General features: G+C 72.0%; 12 protein-coding genes and 1 tRNA gene. 9 read left to right on the forward strand and 4 right to left on the reverse strand.

Going from position 1 to position 16,413, the window contains the following annotated elements; all coding sequences use genetic code 11:
* Position 1: 1 nt before the first annotated feature.
* The 3 genes from ACQP2Y_RS19155 to ACQP2Y_RS19165 all read left to right on the forward strand — a co-directional run bounded on the left by ACQP2Y_RS19155 (position 2) and on the right by ACQP2Y_RS19165 (position 4,067).
* On the forward strand, positions 2 to 1,111 hold the full coding sequence (locus ACQP2Y_RS19155; RefSeq protein WP_433730090.1) for an ATP-binding protein: 1,110 nt from the start codon (positions 2 to 4) through the stop codon (positions 1,109 to 1,111).
* Positions 1,060 to 3,894 (forward strand): DUF5682 family protein, encoded by a 2,835-nt coding sequence (locus tag ACQP2Y_RS19160; protein WP_433730092.1) that lies wholly within the window; start codon positions 1,060 to 1,062, stop codon positions 3,892 to 3,894. Before ACQP2Y_RS19155 ends, ACQP2Y_RS19160 begins: the two co-directional genes overlap by 52 nt.
* Before the next feature lie 100 nt (positions 3,895 to 3,994).
* Positions 3,995 to 4,067 (forward strand) — tRNA-Gly (locus ACQP2Y_RS19165).
* A 14-nt stretch (positions 4,068 to 4,081) separates the two neighbouring features.
* Here the strand turns inward: ACQP2Y_RS19165 and ACQP2Y_RS19170 are convergent.
* Together ACQP2Y_RS19170 and ACQP2Y_RS19175 are read right to left on the reverse strand one after the other, a co-directional pair.
* Positions 4,082 to 4,912: an oxidoreductase gene (locus ACQP2Y_RS19170; RefSeq protein WP_433730094.1), complete on the reverse strand. Its 831-nt coding sequence runs from the start codon at positions 4,910 to 4,912 to the stop codon at positions 4,082 to 4,084.
* 498 nt (positions 4,913 to 5,410) lie between these two features.
* Positions 5,411 to 7,060 carry a glucuronyl esterase domain-containing protein gene (locus ACQP2Y_RS19175; RefSeq protein ID WP_433730096.1) on the reverse strand — a complete coding sequence of 550 codons (1,650 nt, stop codon included), beginning with the start codon at positions 7,058 to 7,060 and terminating at the stop codon, positions 5,411 to 5,413.
* Positions 7,061 to 7,408: 348 nt separating this feature from the next.
* On the opposite strand from ACQP2Y_RS19175, the gene ACQP2Y_RS19180 reads away from it, so the two are divergent.
* Complete coding sequence (locus ACQP2Y_RS19180; protein WP_433730098.1) at positions 7,409 to 7,768, forward strand: MmcQ/YjbR family DNA-binding protein; 360 nt, start codon at positions 7,409 to 7,411, stop codon at positions 7,766 to 7,768.
* 2 nt (positions 7,769 to 7,770) lie between these two features.
* Here ACQP2Y_RS19180 and ACQP2Y_RS19185 read toward each other — a convergent pair whose 3' ends face one another.
* Positions 7,771 to 8,694 (reverse strand): cellulose binding domain-containing protein, encoded by a 924-nt coding sequence (locus ACQP2Y_RS19185; protein WP_433730100.1) that lies wholly within the window; start codon positions 8,692 to 8,694, stop codon positions 7,771 to 7,773.
* A gap of 130 nt (positions 8,695 to 8,824) precedes the next feature.
* On the opposite strand from ACQP2Y_RS19185, the gene ACQP2Y_RS19190 reads away from it, so the two are divergent.
* The 3 genes from ACQP2Y_RS19190 to ACQP2Y_RS19200 all read left to right on the forward strand — a co-directional run bounded on the left by ACQP2Y_RS19190 (position 8,825) and on the right by ACQP2Y_RS19200 (position 12,624).
* On the forward strand, positions 8,825 to 10,009 hold the full coding sequence (locus tag ACQP2Y_RS19190) for a monooxygenase (RefSeq protein WP_433730102.1): 1,185 nt from the start codon (positions 8,825 to 8,827) through the stop codon (positions 10,007 to 10,009).
* Positions 10,010 to 10,101: 92 nt separating this feature from the next.
* The gene (locus ACQP2Y_RS19195) at positions 10,102 to 11,553 is read left to right on the forward strand and encodes a fibronectin type III domain-containing protein (protein ID WP_433730104.1); all 1,452 of its coding nucleotides are present in this window, start codon (positions 10,102 to 10,104) and stop codon (positions 11,551 to 11,553) included.
* 69 nt (positions 11,554 to 11,622) lie between these two features.
* Complete coding sequence (locus tag ACQP2Y_RS19200) at positions 11,623 to 12,624, forward strand: LacI family DNA-binding transcriptional regulator (RefSeq protein ID WP_433730106.1); 1,002 nt, start codon at positions 11,623 to 11,625, stop codon at positions 12,622 to 12,624.
* Positions 12,625 to 12,633: 9 nt separating this feature from the next.
* Here the strand turns inward: ACQP2Y_RS19200 and ACQP2Y_RS19205 are convergent, their stop codons facing one another.
* Positions 12,634 to 14,175 carry a UxaA family hydrolase gene (locus ACQP2Y_RS19205; RefSeq protein ID WP_433730108.1) on the reverse strand — a complete coding sequence of 514 codons (1,542 nt, stop codon included), beginning with the start codon at positions 14,173 to 14,175 and terminating at the stop codon, positions 12,634 to 12,636.
* Positions 14,176 to 14,299: 124 nt separating this feature from the next.
* Between ACQP2Y_RS19205 and ACQP2Y_RS19210 the strand changes: the two genes are divergently transcribed.
* Together ACQP2Y_RS19210 and ACQP2Y_RS19215 are read left to right on the forward strand one after the other, a co-directional pair.
* The gene (locus ACQP2Y_RS19210) at positions 14,300 to 15,772 is read left to right on the forward strand and encodes a tagaturonate reductase (RefSeq protein WP_433730110.1); all 1,473 of its coding nucleotides are present in this window, start codon (positions 14,300 to 14,302) and stop codon (positions 15,770 to 15,772) included.
* Positions 15,772 to 16,407, forward strand: coding sequence for a bifunctional 4-hydroxy-2-oxoglutarate aldolase/2-dehydro-3-deoxy-phosphogluconate aldolase (locus ACQP2Y_RS19215; RefSeq protein ID WP_433730112.1), 636 nt, complete (start codon positions 15,772 to 15,774; stop codon positions 16,405 to 16,407). The genes ACQP2Y_RS19210 and ACQP2Y_RS19215 overlap by 1 nt, the downstream gene beginning before the upstream one ends.
* Positions 16,408 to 16,413 lie beyond the last annotated feature (6 nt).

A 16,413-nucleotide genomic window follows, 5' to 3' on the forward strand; every position in this document is an offset into this window, starting at 1 on the left:
CATGAGCGAGATGCTGCGCGCCCCCGCCGAGGTGAAGTACGCCGACGAGCTGGACTGGCTCGAGTCGGTCGACGACGGGCCGAAGCCGTTCTCCTGGCGGCTCAGCCCGAAGATGGTCCGCCTGTTCGTCCTCGGCTCGGTCCGCGCCGACGGCCTCGACCGGGTGATCCCGCAGAAGTGGTTCGGCGAGCGGAGCCTGGTCGAGCGGGCCGTCGTCACGCTGGCCTCCGACCGCGGTCTGCTGCTCATCGGCGACCCCGGCACCGGCAAGAGCTGGCTGGCCGAGCTGCTCGCCGCCGCGATCAGCCGCAACTCCACGCTGGTCGTGCAGGGCACCGCCGGCACCACCGAGGACCACGTCAAATACTCGTGGAACGTCTCGATGGTCATCGCCCAGGGCCAGTCCCGCGCCTCGATGATCCCGTCACCGATCATGACCGCGATGGAGGGCGGCGTGATCGGCCGCTTCGAGGAGCTGACCCGCTCCACCAGCGACGTGCAGGACGCCCTGATCTCGATCCTCTCGGAGAAGTACGTCTCCATCCCCGAGCTGGACGACGACAACATCGTCTTCGCCAGGCCCGGCTTCTCGATCATCGCCACCGCCAACAGCCGCGACCGGGGCGTCAACGACCTCTCGTCGGCACTCAAGCGGCGCTTCAACTTCGTCCGCATCCCCATGGTGACCAACCGCAGGAGCGAGGCGGAGATCGTCCGGTTCCGCACCGCCGAGCTGCTGCGCCGGCACAACATCGAGCTGGAGGTGCCACCGACACTGCTCGACGTGCTGCTGCAGAGCTTCGCCGACCTGCGCGCCGCCTCGGCCGCGGCAACCGGCGACGACGAACGCCTGGAGTCGGCGCTGTCCACCGCCGAGCAGATCGGCGTACTGGAGGACGCCATCCTGCACAGCACCTTCTTCGGAGGCACGCTCAACGCCCAGACGCTCGCCGGCGCGCTGGTCGGGTCACTGGCCCGGCGCAGCCCCGAAGACCTGGCCATCCTCAACAAGTACTGGCACGGGGTCGTCGAACCGCGCAGCAAGGACCACGGCGGCGAATGGCCCGGCTTCCTGGAGGGCGGCCGCCAGGCGATCGCCACCTTGTCGTGAGTGACCCCTTCGGCTCGCTGCGCGCGCAGCTGCTCGAGGCGGCCGAGGCGCTCACCGGCGGACCGGCGGCGCTCCCGGAGATCCTCACCGGCATCGTTGACGACGTCGACCACGCCCTGCGCGAGCCGGTGGAGATCTTCCCGGTCTGTCACCACTCGCCGTCCTCGGCGCTGGCCATGGTCCGGCGGCTGCGCGAGAAACGGCCGACGGTGATCTACCTGGAGCTCTGCGAGGATCTCGGGCCGCTGCTGAGCGAGCTGCGAAATTGCCGGCTGCCGGTCGCGTTGCAGGCCTTCGCGTCCGAGCTGGACGGCTTTCCCGAGGAGGCGGCGCCGCTGAGCGTGATCGCGCCGATCACCGAGGCGTCGGCGGAATACCAGGCCATCGCCTACGCTCTGGAGACGCCCGGCGTGGAGCTTGTCCTGGTCGACCGCTCCACCGATCACATTTTCCAGTCTTCGCCGGCTTCCGGGCCCGCTCCGGCTTCCGGGCCCGCTCCGGCACCTGGCCCGGCACTCGGCCCGGCCGCGTCGACCGGGGCGGCGATGGCGGCCGGGGCGACCGGGGAGCTGCACGGTGATTCGGTCGGGTTGGAGCTCGGCGATCTGCGGCCGCGCTTCGCCGAGCTGGAGGAGCACCTGCTGCGCCACGGCCGGGTCCGGCACTGGTCGGAATGGTGGGACCAGTACGTGGAGCAGCCCCTCGCCGGCGCCGACCATGCGACGTACCGGCAGGTGATGGTCCTGATCGGCAGCCTCTTCCGGCGCCTGACCCCGCACGACACCCGGCTGCACGCGATCGACGAGGACCGCGAGCGCCACATGTGGACGCGCATCCGCGAGCACCTCGCCGCCAGCGGCGTCGACAGGGCCGACTGCCTGTACGTCTGCGGCGCCTTCCACGCCGCCAGCCGCGTGCCCGAGGCCGGCTCCGATCCGTCGGCGCCGGACTTCATCATTCCTCCGCCCACCGGCAGCAAGTGGCTCTACGGGCTCATCCCGTCCAGTCATTCCGCGATCGAGGCGCAGTTCGAGCTCGCCCCGGGTTCCGTCTCCATCGCCGCCGCCACCTGGGAGAAGGCGCTCGGCCGCAGCGGGCTCACGCCGTACCGGCTGGCCGGGCAGAAGGGCGGCAGGAAGCGCGCTGCGAAGGCCCTGCCCCTGCCCGCGGTGGAGCCGGTGGCGGTGACCGACCAGCTCACCGCCTACCTCGGGAGGCCGGCGGAACTCGACGGGCTCGACGAGGAGGAGCTGCGCGGCTGGTGCGTCGACATTGTGCGGCTCGCCCGGCGCAACGGCTATCTCGCCAGCACCGCCGACGCCATCGCCGTCTTCGAGACGTCGATCCTGCTGGCTGGGATGCGCGGACGGGCGCGGCCCACGCCGTACGACTTCCAGGACGCGGCCGTCACCTGCATCGAGAAGGAGGTCGTGCCGGGCCGTCGTGACGTACGCCGGCTCTGCGAGGTCCTGCTCGGCGGCGACCGGATCGGCCAGGTCGGGTACGCCGCGATGCCGCCGCTCGCCCGCGATGTCTATGACCGGCTCGCCCCGCTCGGCCTCAACCTGGAGCAACGCACCGTCCAGCGGGCGTTGCTCGACGTCACCGGCCGGCCGGAGCTCGCCGCCTGCTCGGACCTGCTCTGGATGCTCCGCTACCTGCTGCCCGACCACGCCGTACGCCCGATCATGGGCACCCGCCGCCTGGGCGAACCGACCCTCCAGGAGAGCTGGGACCTGGACCTGGGCCGCCACCAGCGCACCATCATCGAGCTCGGCTACGAGGGCGTGACGGTCGAACAGGTCCTCGAGCAACGCCTCCGCCGCGCCGCCTGGGGCCGCGAGTCCACGGCGGCGACCGCGCTCCGGGCCGTCGAACAGTCCCTGGTGTTCCTGCACAGTCCTCGGCTCACCGACGACCTGGGCGCCCGCGCCGTCGACCTGTTGGCCGGCGAACGCACCGTCGACGAGGCCCCCACGGTTCTGCGCCGCATCCGCCGCCTGCTCGCCTACTTCCGGACGACCGCGCCGGCGCTGCCGCCCTGGTGCGACCGGTTCGTAACCGAGGGGTACGCGCACTACTGCACGCTCCTGCCCACCGCGTTCGTCAGCGAGGACACGGGAGTGCGGCAGGTGGGAGCGATGCTCGGCTTCCTGGTCAGCCTCGAAACCCTGGCGTTGTCGCTGGGCTGCGACCGGAGACAGCTGGAGCTTGCCGTACGGCAGTCGCACCCGCACGCCCCGATGAAGCTGGCGCTGCTCTGGGCGGCCCAGCACCAGCTGGGTCTGCTGCCACTGGCCGAGCTGCGAGCCCGGATCGACGCTCTGCTCGACAACCCGCTGGTGGTGCCGGCGTTCCCGCAGTACGTCAGCGGGCTCGTGCAGGCGCTGGAGGCGGTGCCCCGGCTGGCGCCGTTCGTCGTCGAGACGCTGTCGAAAGCGTTCGGGCAGCTGCCCGACCAGGTCCTGCTGCCCTGGCTGCCGAAGCTGATCACCACCCTCAGGACTCACGCGGCGGAGCTGGTCCCCGTCCTGACCCGCGAGGCGGGCCGCACGTTCCCCGGCACCCTGGCCGAGCTCGACTCCTGGACCCCGCCCTGGGATGCGGACGGCGTGCCCGAGAAGCCGCCGGTGGGCCTGGGCGCTGCCGTGGCGTTGCTGGCGGCGTACCCGGCAGCCACCGACGGAGTGGCAGAGCTGCTCGGGGTTGCTGTCGACGGCGTGGCTGACCTGCTGGCGGCTTATCCGGCTGCGGGGGAGGCGGTGGCCGAGCTGATGACGTGAAGGTGATCTCGTGACGGCGGGTGGCCGTACCCGGGTGCTCGGCCCGTGGGGGATTTGCTAGTGTTTCCTCCGTCGCCGGGGCAACGCGCCGGAGTGACAAGCGGACGTAGCGCAGCTGGTAGCGCATCACCTTGCCAAGGTGAGGGTCGCGGGTTCGAATCCCGTCGTCCGCTCTCCCGAACGACACCTACCCGTCGAAGCCCGTGCTCACGGTCAGGTCCCTCCACTGCTCCAGCTCGGCGCGCTCCGCGTCCAGGACACTGCTGAACGCGTTGAGGGCGTCCTCGCCGAGCAGCAACAGCGCCGGCGGTTCCGGGGAGGCCACTGCGGTGATGATCGCTTGCGCGGCCTTCGCCGGGTCACCCGGCTGGGTGCCGTGGACGGTGTCGTTCTCCTTGCGACGCTTGCCGGCCGTGTCCGCGTAGTCGTCGATCGGCTCGGCCGACTGCGTCAAGGAGCGGCCCGCGAAGTCGGTCCGGAACGCGCCCGGCTCCACGGCGATCACTGAGATCCCCAGTGGCTGCAACTCCTTGCGCAGCGAGCCCGACATGCCTTCCAGCGCGGCCTTGGCGGCGGCGTAGTAGCCCGAACCGGCCGGGGTGATCCGTGCGCCGATCGAGGAGACGTTGACGATCGCGCCGGCCCGGCGAGCCCGCATGCCCGGAAGCACCGCCTTGATCATCGCCACGGCACCGAAGAAGTTGGTGTCGAACAGCCGTCGCACGTCGGCGTCGTCACCTTCCTCGACCGCGGCCCGGTAGCCGTAGCCGGCGTTGTTGACCAGGACGTCGACCCGGCCGAAGTGCGCCTCGGCCTGCTGCACCGCTGCCGTGACCTGCGCGGGGTCGGTCACGTCGAGCGCGAGGGCGCGGGCGGTGTCCGGGTACGCCTTCTCCAGTTCCTGGACCTTGGCGGCGTCGCGGGCGGTCACGACGGCATTGTCGCCGCGGGCGAGTACCGCCTCGGCCAGGGCGCGGCCGAGGCCGGTCGAGCAACCGGTGATCAACCAGGTTTGCACGGGCATCAGGGTGGGTCCTTTCTTGTCGCGGACATCCCCAGCCAACACCTCTTTGAATCCGGGAGGGAGTGTTCGGCGTAGCTGGTTCCGCCAGGGCCTCCCAGCCGGACGGCGGTGGGTCGCGACCTCGCCCGGATCGGTAGGGGAGTGGGCGGCAGCAAGCCTCGCGGAGATCCGCTTGAGTCTTTGCGGCGGTCGGACCGTCACCGCGCCGGTCCTGACGGGCGCGACGGGCGGGCCGCGACCGCACTGACACCCCGAGGGGTGCGGGACTGGGCCGCGACCGCGCCGGTCCTGACAGGCGCGAGAGAGGGGCCGCGACCGCACTGACACCCCAAGGGGTGCGGGACCGGGCAGCCACCGCACTGACACCTCGAGGGGTGCGGGACTGGGCCGCGACCGCGCCGGTGGCCGACGAGCTTGGCAGCCGGATCGTCGCCGCGCCGGTGGCCGAGGGGTGGGGCGACCGGACGTCGCCGCACCCCTCGGGCTCAGGAGTCAGCTCGCGGCGCAGGTTGGCGTCATCGCGCCCGCCGTACCGCTCGCTTGGAAGCCGAATTCCGTAGCCTGACCGGCGCCGATCTTGCCGTTGTAGGCCACGTTGGAGAACTGGACCGCGCCACTGGTCCCGGTCCGGTTGGCGTTCCAACTGCTGGTCACCGTGGCGCCGGCCGGCACCGACATCCCGACGGTCCAGCCGTTGGTTCCCGACGACCCCGCGGTCACCTTCACCGTGGCCACGAAGCCGCCAGTCCATGCGTTGACCGACACCGTCGCGGTGCAGCCGGCACCCGGAACCGGGGCGCTGGGTGACGGCGAGCCGGAGGACGGCGCGCTCGGGGACGGTTCACTGGGCGACGGGGTGCTCGACGACGGCGGCGTGGAGGTGAGGGTCGGCGTCTGCCAGTCACGCCACTCGGCCAGGTTGCCTGCCGCGCGGCTGGAGATTCGGATCGCGCCGGGGGCGGTGCCGGTTTTCAGGAGGAACTTCTGGATGTGCTGCTGCAACGGGGTACGCCACTCCGGCCGGTTCGCGCAGTGGGTGCCGTCCTGGACGTCCGACCAGTACGTGATGTTCGCACCCGCGCCCAGCGCCTTGTAGACCTCCGCGCCGCCCAGCGCGGCCACGCTGGCCGACTTCGGGCCCAGGTTGGCGATGTGCGGGTTGTCCATGATGAACAAGCCGCGCGGGGCTACCATCGCCACGAGTTCGTGGGTGTCCACCGGGAGCCTCGTCGGGCTGCTGGTGAAGGAGCCGAACGCGTCGCCCAGCCAGGGCTGTTCGCCGTACGCGCTGCTCAGGCTTTGTGCGCCCTCGCCCGGGATCCCTCGGAAGATCGGTGCGCCGGCGCTACCCGACTCGATCGGCATGGTCAGCGCGATGCGCTGGTCGAACGCACCCGTGACGATGGCGCCCTTGCCGAAGCGCGAACAGCCGGTGACACCCGTGGCGTCCGCGCGCAGGATGCTGCCGTTCGACTGCTCGATGACGTCGATGATCCGGCTGACGCCCCACGCCCACGCCACCAGCAGACCCGTGCTGCTGGACGCGCCGTAGATGCTGTAGAACGCGCCTTGCTTGTTGTTGCGCGGGGTGCCTTCCTTGCCGACCGCGTACGGGTCGTAGTTGATGACAGCCGCACCCGCCGCCTTGATGCCGGCCGTGTCGGCACCGAAACCGCCCAGCACGACAACGGCGGGGAACGGGCCGGAGCCGCTGGGCAGTTCGACCTTCGCCGAGAAGCTGGAGCTCTTGCCGTTGTGGCTCACATTCACGGTGATGTTGGTGCTCGACACGGTGCCGGTGACGGTGGCGGGCTTTGCGGGCTTCTCGCCGTACACGAATTTCTCGGCCAGTTTCTTGATCTCCGCCCGTCGGCACTGCCAGTCCGACGTGCTGGTGATGCGCGTGCCGTTGAGCCGGGTGAAGGGGTCGGGGAGCTTGGCGATGGTCGGCAGCGAGCCGGCGTCCGGCAGGGCGGGTACGGCGCAGCCGGCGCCTTCGTCCTCCACCGCGGCGGCCAGGACGGCGGCCTCCGCGGAGGGGATCGTGGTGACCAGAGTCGCCACTCCGGCGATGGTCACTGCCGCTGTCAGCAACGCGATGAGTGCCGAGCGGATGTCAGAGCGGCCCGGGCTGGTGGTCACAGGGGCCCTCCTTCCGTGGGGGGATTGCGGGGGCGCCGACCACCGAAACTTCCGGTGGTGGGGTCATGGAAGCGCTCCCATGGTGGATGCGTCCAGTGTCGAATGCCGTATCGAAGAATGTCAATCAACCTGGGACGAGGGAGGGATGAGTCCGGCCGTCTTTCTCGCCGGACTTCCGAAACTTCCGGCCCGTCCCGGGTCGAGGAGTGTCCGCCGGACCGCCGGCCGCTTGCCGGGCTGACCGCCGGTTTGCCGACGGCCCGTCATCGGTCCGCCCTGGGTCGCCGCGGGGATCTATCAGCCCGTCGCCGACCCCACCGCCCCACCGCCGACGCGTAACCTCTGCACATGGCTGATGCTGAGGATGTCCGTCGCCTGGCGCTGGCTCTCCCGCAGACCGTGGAGATCGACAGCGACGGCTTCGACTTCCGGGTGGCGGGCAAAGGCTTCGTCTGGTCCTACCCCGAGCGCCTCCCCGGCAAGCCGCGCACGATCCGCACCGACGTCGCGGTTCTCTACGTGGGCGACGAGGCTGAGAAGCAGGCCCTACTGCTCGGCGAACCGGAGCTCTTCTTCACCACACCCGGCTACGACGGCCTCCCGCTGGTGATGCTGCGCCTGCCGGAGGTCACCGTCGACCGCCTCGCCGAGCTGGTGACCGACGCCTGGCGGATGCGTGCCCCCGAGGACCTGGCCGGCGCCGCGTAGCCCTACGGATAGCTCAGCTCCACCACAGCCGAGTGGTTGTCGACAGCGTTCAGCGTGCGCACCGCGAGAGTGTGCGAGCCCGACGCCGGCGCCGGAATGATGATCGATGTGCTGCCGACCTGTCCCACCGGCGCCCCGTCCAGCAGGACCTCGTAGCCCGCGACCGGCGCCGTGATGAACGGTGACTGCGCCGGGGGAGCCGTCCAGGACAAGCGCAGCAGCCCGGCCGCCGGAGTGTCCACCCGCGGAGCGCTGGGCGGCGCCGGGATCTCGTCACCGCGCCAGATCTGCCCGAGCGACTTGAACGACCACGGCGACACATTCCCGGCCGCGTCCACGGCACGCACGGAGAAGACGTACACCCGCGGCGGCAACGTTCCGCCGGTCGAGTAGACGTAGCGGGTGTCGGTGACTGTTGCCCGTGGCTGGCTGCTCTCGTACACCTCGTATTTGACCGGTCCTTGATCGTCGGTGGACGGCGCCCAGGTGATGGTGAGGCCCGAGCTGATGTCGAAGGCCAGCGGTCCGGGACGGCTGGGTGCCGTGTGGTCCGCCGGGGCCCCCGCGCAGTCGGCGCCGTTGAGGGTGCAGTTCGCCGGGTTGCCCTGGCCGCTCGCCACCCAGCCGAACGTCGTGGACGATCCCGGTGCGAGCCGGGCGTTCCAGGTCTCGTTGGTGACCGTGTAGTGCTCCCCGCTGCGGGTGAACACGCCGCTGTAGGAGCTGGTCACCCTGGTGCCGGGAAGGTCGAACTCGACCCGCCAGCCATCGACGACGGCCGCGCTGTCGTTGCGAATCGTGATGCTGCCGACGTAGCCCCCCGGCCACTGGCCGAGGCGGGTGAAACCGGCGACAGGCGAGGCCGGTGCCACTGGAGCGAGGACGGCACTCGTGGCCAGCGCCAGCAGTGCGGCGAGGGGGTTCACATCGACGACGTTATATGTGCCGGATCCATGATCGAAAGGGGCCGGATCTCCGGGATGTCCCGGATAGGACTCCGCTCCCTATTGCGGGCATGCTGGACGGATCGCGCATTCGGCCACGGGGAGGAAGCCCATGCACGCCAGAAGATTCACCATCGGGACCGGCGCCGCACTCGCCACACTGCTGCTCGCAGCGGCGTGTGGTTCCGGCACCGGCGACGCGGCCGAGCCCGCCCCGGCCCCAGCGAGCGCCGGCCCGCACGGCTCGCACAGCGCGTCGTCCCCGGCGCCTCCGGCGGCGTTGCGCCAGGGGGAGCGGTTCGTCGATCTGGCCCTGCCGCAGCCCTACACCCCCGCCGCCCCGAACGGCGGCACCGACGAATACCGGTGCTTCGTCGTCGATCCGAAGCTGACCGAGCCCGCGTACCTGACCGGCAGCCGCTTCCGGCCGCAGAACGCCGACATCGTGCACCACGCGATCTTCTACCGGCTCAGCGCCGAGCAGGCCAAGGCCGCCGCCGACGTCGACGCGAAGACGCCGGGCGAGGGCTGGACCTGCTTCGGTGACGCCGGGGTGCCGGGGGATACGGCCTGGGTCGCGCACTGGGCTCCCGGCGCCGGTGAGACGCTCATGCCGGCCGGTTTCGGCTTCGAGATGCCGCCGGGCAGCAAGCTGGTCATGCAGGTGCACTACAACCTGCTCGGCGTCACCGACCAGAGCAAGGCTTCCGACCGGTCCGGCATCCAGATGCGGATCGCGGACGGCAAAGCGCCGTTGCAGGGCCTTCAAACCGCCCTGGTGGCGGCGCCGATCGAGCTGCCGTGCGAGCCGGGTGCCACCGGCCCGCTGTGCGATCGCGACACCGCTGTCGCGGATGTCGCCAAGCGCTTCGGCGCCGAATCCGCCGAGACCGTCGACGGTCTCAACGCGGGCTGCAACGGCGGCGCCGCGCCGGTCGCCGGCAACACCCAGCACTGCGACCATCCGGTACGCGAGCCCGGCACGATCTACCTCGCCGCCGGCCACATGCACCTGCTCGGGCGGGCGATCAAGGTCGAGCTCAATCCGGGTACGCCCAAGGCCCGCACCATCATCGACGTGCCGCAGTACGACTTCGACAATCAGGCCCTGGTCCCGCTGCCCGAGCCCATCGCCGTCGACCGCGGCGACACGCTGCGCGTCACCTGCACCCACGACGCGACCCTGCGCAAGCAGTTGCCGCAGCTCAAGTCCCTCCCCTCGCGGTACGTCGTCTGGGGCGAGGGCACCAGCGACGAGATGTGCCTGGGAGTCATGGTGATGGCCCCGAAGTCCTGAACGGTGAGCGGTCCTTGACACCGCGCGGGGCAGGCCCTTTGCTGAACGCATCGACGGCCACGGATGGTCTGTCCCGCGCCGGAGAGGTTCCCATGCGCCGCTGGCTCGCGCTCCCGCTCGTGATCGCCGTACTCATGCCGGGGGCACCCGCCCGGGCGGACAGCGCCGCGCCCGCCACACCGCAGCGGCTGGCGCTGGGGGCCGGCACGACCTCGATGAGTCTGTCCTGGGAGCAGCCGCGCACCGGTCCCCGGGCCCGCTGGTTCCAGGTGTACGAGGGCAGCCAGGTGGTCGCCCGCGCCACCACCACCTCCGCGGCCCTGGCGGTGGCCTTCAACTCCACCCACACGTACACGGTCACCGCCGTCGACGATCAGGGCCACGAGTCCGCCCCGACCGCCCCGGTCAGCGGGCACGCCTGGGCGTCCGGCCTGAACCCGGAGTGCCTGAGCCCGGCGCCGCTGACGGTTACGGCCACCGCGATCACCGCCTCGGCCGCCTCGCTGTCGTGGCCCCGGCATCCCCTGTGGCAGGACCTGGAGCTGCGGGTCGGCGGGGTCAGCCTGGGCCGGACAACCCGGACCAGTGCCCGGATCGGCGGGCTGGCCCCGGCGACGACCTACAGCGTCGGCCTCTACCGCTACAACGGCTGTCTGCAGCAGACCGTGCCGGTGGCCTGGGGCTCCCTGACGACCGCCGCCGGCAGCACCGAACGCCCGGCCGCACCCTCCGTGCTGACCGTCGCCGGCCGCACCGACACCACGATCCGGCTCTCCTGGACAGCACCCGAGGGCTCCGCCCCCGCCCGGTACGCGGTGTACGACGGCGACACCCTCGTCGCCCGCACCAGCAGCACCGCCGTGACGGTCGGCCGCCTCTACCACGCCTCGTGGCACACCTTCACCGTCGCGGCCCTGAATGCCGCCGGTGACGAGTCCACCCACACCCGGCCGGTGCCGGCGAACACCGCACCGTGCCAGGTCAACCCGCCCCGGCCGATCGGCCTCACCGCCACCGCGGTGTCCCCGTCCTCGGTCCGGCTGAGCTGGGTCCTGCGAACCGCGGCCACATCCTACACCGTCTACGACGGCGACCGCCCCGTTGCCACGCCCGCCGGTCCGGAGGCCATGGTGACCGGGCTGGCGTCCGGCTCCCGGCACAACTTCCGGGTGACCGCCACCCTGCCGGACACCTGCGGCGAGACCCCGCGCAGCACCGCCGTCGCGGTGACCACGCTGCCCGGCCCGACCGGCCGTCCCGCCCAGCCCGCCGACCTGACCCTCACCGGCAACGCACCCCTGGGCGTGAACAGCACCGCGATCACGCTCAGCTGGACCGCGTCCCCGGGTGGGGAGCCCGCGACCGGCTACCGGATCTACGAGGGCGCGACGCTCGCCGGTACGGCCACCGCCACCCAGCTGTCCCTGACGGTCGGCGCGGGCACCCGGCACAGCTACACCGTGGTGGCCGTGGACGCCGCCGGCACCGAGTCCGTGTCCAGCGCGCCGCTGGCCGTGCAGGCCACGTACCTGCCGCCGCCGTAACGGCTGCCGCGCGCCGACCTCTCGCTATGCTGGCGCCAGCAATGGCCCGGCAGCGAGGGAGAGGCACGCGTGCGCACCACCGTGCATGACGTCGCGCGCGCGGCCGGCGTCTCGGTCTCCACGGTGTCGCGGGCCCTCACCGGCGGCCGGGTCAGCCCCGCCACCCGCGAGGCGGTGCAGGAGGCGGCGGAACGCCTCGGCTACCGGCCCAACCGGGCGGCCCAGGGGCTCATCACCGGCCGCACCGGCAACCTCGGCCTGATCGTGCCGGACCTGCGTAACCCGTTCTTCGCCGACGTGGCCAAGGGCGTGACGGCCCGGGCCCGGTCGGTCAACTGCGGCGTCTTCATCAGCGACACGGACGAGGACGTCGCGGCCGAGCTGGAGGCGATCGCCACCCTGGGCCGCAACACCGACGGGGTCCTGCTCTGCTCCCCGCGGGCCGGCGACGCCGAGCTGCTGGAGGTGGCCGACCCGGCGTCGACGGTGCTGGTGCACCGCCGGGTGCCCGGCATGCTGTCCGTGGTGGCCGACATCGCCGACGGCACCCGGCAGGCCATCGGTCATCTCCGGGCCCTCGGGCACCGGTGCATCGCTTTCGTCGCCGGGCCGGAGGACTCGTGGGCCGGGCAGCAGCGGCTGTCGGCGCTGGCCGGGATCACCGCCGACGACGACACCGAGATCCTGCGGGTCGGTTCGGTGGCTCCCACGTTCCAGGGCGGGGTGCTCGCCGGCGACCTGGTGCTGGCCGGTCCGGCCACGGCCGTGCTGGCCTACAACGACCTGGTCGCCATGGGGCTGTTGCACCGCCTGGCCGCCCGCGGGGTCGCGGTGCCGCAGCGGATGAGCGTGGTCGGCTACGACGACATCAGCATGGCCATGATGAGCCACCCGCCACTGACCACCGTGACGGTGCCCAAGGGCCGGGCCGGGGTGGCCGCGCTGGAGCTGCTGCTGCGCCGCATCGGTGCCGGCGGGTCGGGCCGGCCGGCCGGCTCCGCTCGCGAGCCGGAGATCACCCTGGCCACCAGCCTGGCCGTGCGCGACTCCTCCGGGGTGGCCCCGGCCTGACGACTCCCGTCAGGTGACCGCGCCGAGCTGCCATGGCACGAACTCGTCGCGGCCCAGGTCCAGCTCCTCGCTGACCGTGGGCCGGCCGGACGCCACGTCCAGGACGGTCCGCAGGATCTCGTCACCCAGGCCCTCGATGGTCGCGGTGCCGTCGGCGATGCCGCCCGCGTTGAGGTCCATGTCGTCACGCATGCGCTCGAACATCGTGGTGTTCGTCGCGATCTTGATGCACGGCACCGGCTTGGTGCCGAGCACCGAGCCCCGGCCGGTGGTGAAGCAGACGACGTTCGCGCCCCCGGCGACCAGGCCGGTGACCGAGACCGGGTCGTAGCCCGGGGTGTCCATGAAGGTGAAGCCGGACGCGGTCACCCGCTCGGCGTACTCGTAGACCGCCACGAGCTCGGCGGTGCCGCCCTTGGCGACCGCGCCCAGCGACTTCTCCAGAATCGTGGTGAGGCCGCCGGCCTTGTTGCCCGGTGACGGGTTGTTGTCCAGCGTGCCGCCGCCGGCCTGCACGTACCCGTGCCACCAGGCGATCCGGTCGAGCAGCCGCTGCCCGACCTCCTGGCTGACCGCGCGCCGGGTCAGCAGGTGCTCCGCGCCGAAGACCTCGGGGGTCTCGGCCAGGACGGTGGTCGCTCCCTGAGCGACCAGCAGATCGGAGGTACGGCCCAGAGCCGGGTTCGCGGTGATCCCCGAATACCCGTCCGAGCCGCCGCAGTTGAGCCCGAGCACCAGCGCCGACGCCGGTACGGTCTGCCGCCGCCGTTGCGCCACCTGCTCCAGCAGGCCCCGTACCGCGGTGACCCCGGCCCGGACCGTGGCCCGGATACCGCCCTGCTCCTGGATGACCAGCTGCTCGATGAGGGTGTCCGCGGGGAGCGCGCCACCGGTCACGCTGTCGACGCCGATCATCTCGCAGCCCAGGCCCAGCACCAGGATCGCGCCGATGTTCGGGTGGGCGGCGTACCCGCGCAGGGTGCGCTGGAGCAGCTGGCCGCCGTCGCTGGTGGGCACCAGGCCGCAGCCGGAGTCGTGGGTGAGCGCGACGACGCCGTCGACCCCCGGGAACGCGTCCATCGCCAGGCCGCGGAACTGGTCGGCGATCATCCGGGCCGTCGAGGCGGCGCAGTTGACCGAGGTCACGATGCCGACGTAGTTGCGGGTGCCGACCGAGCCGTCCGCGCGGACGTACCCCTCGAAGGTGAGCTGCTCGCTGGCCGGCGGGATCGCCACGCGGGCCGTGCCGAACTCGTACGTGTGGTCGACCGAGTCCATGGCCAGGTTGTGGGCGTGCACGTGGTCGCCGGCGCGTACCTCGCTGGTGGTGCGGCCGATCGTCTGGCCGTACTTGTGCACCCGGGTGCCCGGCGGCAGCTCGCGCAGCGCGACCTTGTGTCCCTGCGGCACCGCCGCCGCGACGGTCAGCCGCAGGTCGCCGTGTCGCAGCACCAGCCCCGGCGGGAGGTCACGCAACGCCACCGCGACGTCGTCGTCGGGCCCCAGCAGCAGGGCGTGCTCGGTGAGCGGGGCGGGTTCCGGGTCAGCCATGAGGTGCATCCTCGCCGCGAATGGAAAGTTGCGGGAACGTTTTCACTCTGTATCATCGCACGCAGTCGATGTGCCGTCCACGGGCGGCGAGTCGGTGCCGAGGCGTGTCCCGGAAAGGAATCACGTGACCCAGGCGAGGCCAGAACTGCGCCCCCTGAGCAGCGCCGGCGTGGCCCGCGCGGAGCTGCCCGTGCGGATCCTGCAGATCGGCGCCGGCAACTTCATCCGCGCGTTCGTCGACCTGATGGTGCACCGCGCGAACGAGGCCGGCGTGCTCCGGCACGGGATCGCGATCCTGAAGGTGACGCCCCGGTCCGAGCAGGTGACCCCGCGCCTGGCCGAGCAGGACGGCCTGTTCCACGTCGTCCTCGAGGGCGCCGGAGCCACGGAGATCACCCTGGTCACCGCGGTCCGCGAGGTCGTCAACGCCTACGCCGACTGGGACCGCTGCCGCGCACTGGCCCGCGGCGAGGAGCTGCGGTTCGTCGTCTCCAACACCACCGAGGCGGGCATCGTGTTCGTCGACGGTGACGACCTCACCGCGTCGCCGCCCGCTTCGTTCCCGGCGAAGATGACCGCGCTGCTGCACGAGCGCTGGCTTCACTTCGGCGGTGACCCGGCCCGGGGGCTGTCGTTCCTGCCCTGCGAGCTCAACGAGGACAACGGCAGCACCCTGCGGGCGATGGTGCTCCGGCACGCCGCGCGGGCGAGTGCCGATCCCGGCTTCGCGCAGTGGGTCGCCGAGCATTGCCGGTTCTACGACACGATCGTCGACCGCATCGTGCCGGGACTGCCCGAGGACGAGGCCGCGGAGCTGCGGCAGAGCCTGGGGTACGACGACCGCCTCATCGTCCGCGGCGAGTCCTACGGGCACTGGGCGATCGCCGGCGACCCGGCCATCCGCGACGAGTTCCCCCTGGACCGGGCCGGCCAGCCCGTGGAGTTCCTCACCGACATCCGGCCGTACCGGGAGAAGAAGGTCCGCGTGCTCAACGGCGCGCACACCGCCATGGCCGCGGTGGCCCCGCTGCTGGGCTGCCGGACCGTGCTGGAGGCCACCGCGCACCCGCTCGCCGGGGCGTACGTCCGGCAGCTGGTCGAGTGCGAGGTGCTGCCGACCCTGCCCGGTGACCGTGCCGAGCTGAGCCGCTTCGCCGCCGCGATCCTCGACCGGTTCCGCAATCCCGTGCTGCGGCACCAGCTGGGGGACATCGCGCTCAACGCGATCGCCAAGTGGCGTACCCGGAATCTGCCCGTGGTCCTCGACGCCTGGCGCGCCGGGCGCGCGGCCTCGCTCAGCGTCTTCGCCCTGGCCTGCCTGCTGGCCGGCTATGCCGGGGCGCTGGGTGACCTGCCGGTCCGCGACGACGACCCGGCGGTGCTGTCGCGGATCCGGGACAGTTTCCCGGCCGGCGATCCGCAATCCTGGCTGGCGGAGCTCTTCCCGGCGCTCGGCTGGCGTGGAACGCTCGACCAGTCGCAGGTGATGCGGCTGGCCGCCGAGACCGCCGTACCGTTGCGTGCGCTTCTCGCCGGTGACCCCGCGCAGGTCCTGACCGGACTGCTGACGCCCGCCCCTGTGTCCGACTGGGAGTGATGACCGTGCACGAGACCTGGCAACAGCTGGCCGACCACGCGCTCGTACCGGTGGTGGTGCTCGACGACCCGGCCGCCGCCCTGCCGCTGGGCCAGGCGCTGGTCGACGGCGGGCTGCCCGTCGCCGAGGTCACGTTGCGCACCCCCGAGGCACTCAAGGGCATCCAGGAGCTGGCCGGGCACGGCGGCCTGCTCGTCGGCGCGGGCACAGTGCTGACCCCGCAGCAGGTGGACCTGGCCGTCGAGGCCGGCGCCCGGTACGTCGTCTCGCCCGGGCTCTCGCGGGCCGTCGTCGAGCGCTGCCAGGCACTCGGCGTACCGGTGCTGCCCGGCGCGGTGACCGCGACCGAGGTCCAGGCGGCCATCGAGCTCGGCCTGGAGGCCGTCAAGTTCTTCCCGGCTGCCACCTCGGGCGGCCCGGCCGCCGTCGCCGCACTGGCCGCGCCCTTCGCGGACATGCGGTTCGTGCCCACCGGCGGCATCGACGCCGGCAACGTCGCCGACTACCTCGCGCTGCCCGCCGTGCTGGCCGTCGGCGGCTCCTGGATGGTGCCGCGCGCCGCGATCCGCGCCGGTGACTTCGCCCGGGTCCGCGAGCTGACCAGCCAGGCCGTCGCCGCCACCCGCGGACGTTGAGAGAGG

It is taken from the genome of Actinoplanes sp. CA-051413, from assembly GCF_050955795.1.
Classification (GTDB): Bacteria; Actinomycetota; Actinomycetes; order Mycobacteriales; family Micromonosporaceae; genus Actinoplanes.

Excerpts from the sequence above, each read along its gene's own strand:
- ACQP2Y_RS19180 (WP_433730098.1), top strand. The coding sequence starts at position 7,409 with ATGGCTGATGCTGAGGATGTCCGTCGCCTGGCGCTGGCTCTCCCGCAG.
- ACQP2Y_RS19160 (WP_433730092.1), top strand. The coding sequence starts at position 1,060 with ATGGCCCGGCTTCCTGGAGGGCGGCCGCCAGGCGATCGCCACCTTGTC.
- ACQP2Y_RS19155 (WP_433730090.1), top strand. The coding sequence starts at position 2 with ATGAGCGAGATGCTGCGCGCCCCCGCCGAGGTGAAGTACGCCGACGAG.
- ACQP2Y_RS19215 (WP_433730112.1), top strand. The coding sequence starts at position 15,772 with ATGACCGTGCACGAGACCTGGCAACAGCTGGCCGACCACGCGCTCGTA.
- ACQP2Y_RS19190 (WP_433730102.1), top strand. The coding sequence starts at position 8,825 with ATGCACGCCAGAAGATTCACCATCGGGACCGGCGCCGCACTCGCCACA.
- ACQP2Y_RS19195 (WP_433730104.1), top strand. The coding sequence starts at position 10,102 with ATGCGCCGCTGGCTCGCGCTCCCGCTCGTGATCGCCGTACTCATGCCG.
- ACQP2Y_RS19205 (WP_433730108.1), bottom strand. The coding sequence starts at position 14,175 with ATGGCTGACCCGGAACCCGCCCCGCTCACCGAGCACGCCCTGCTGCTG.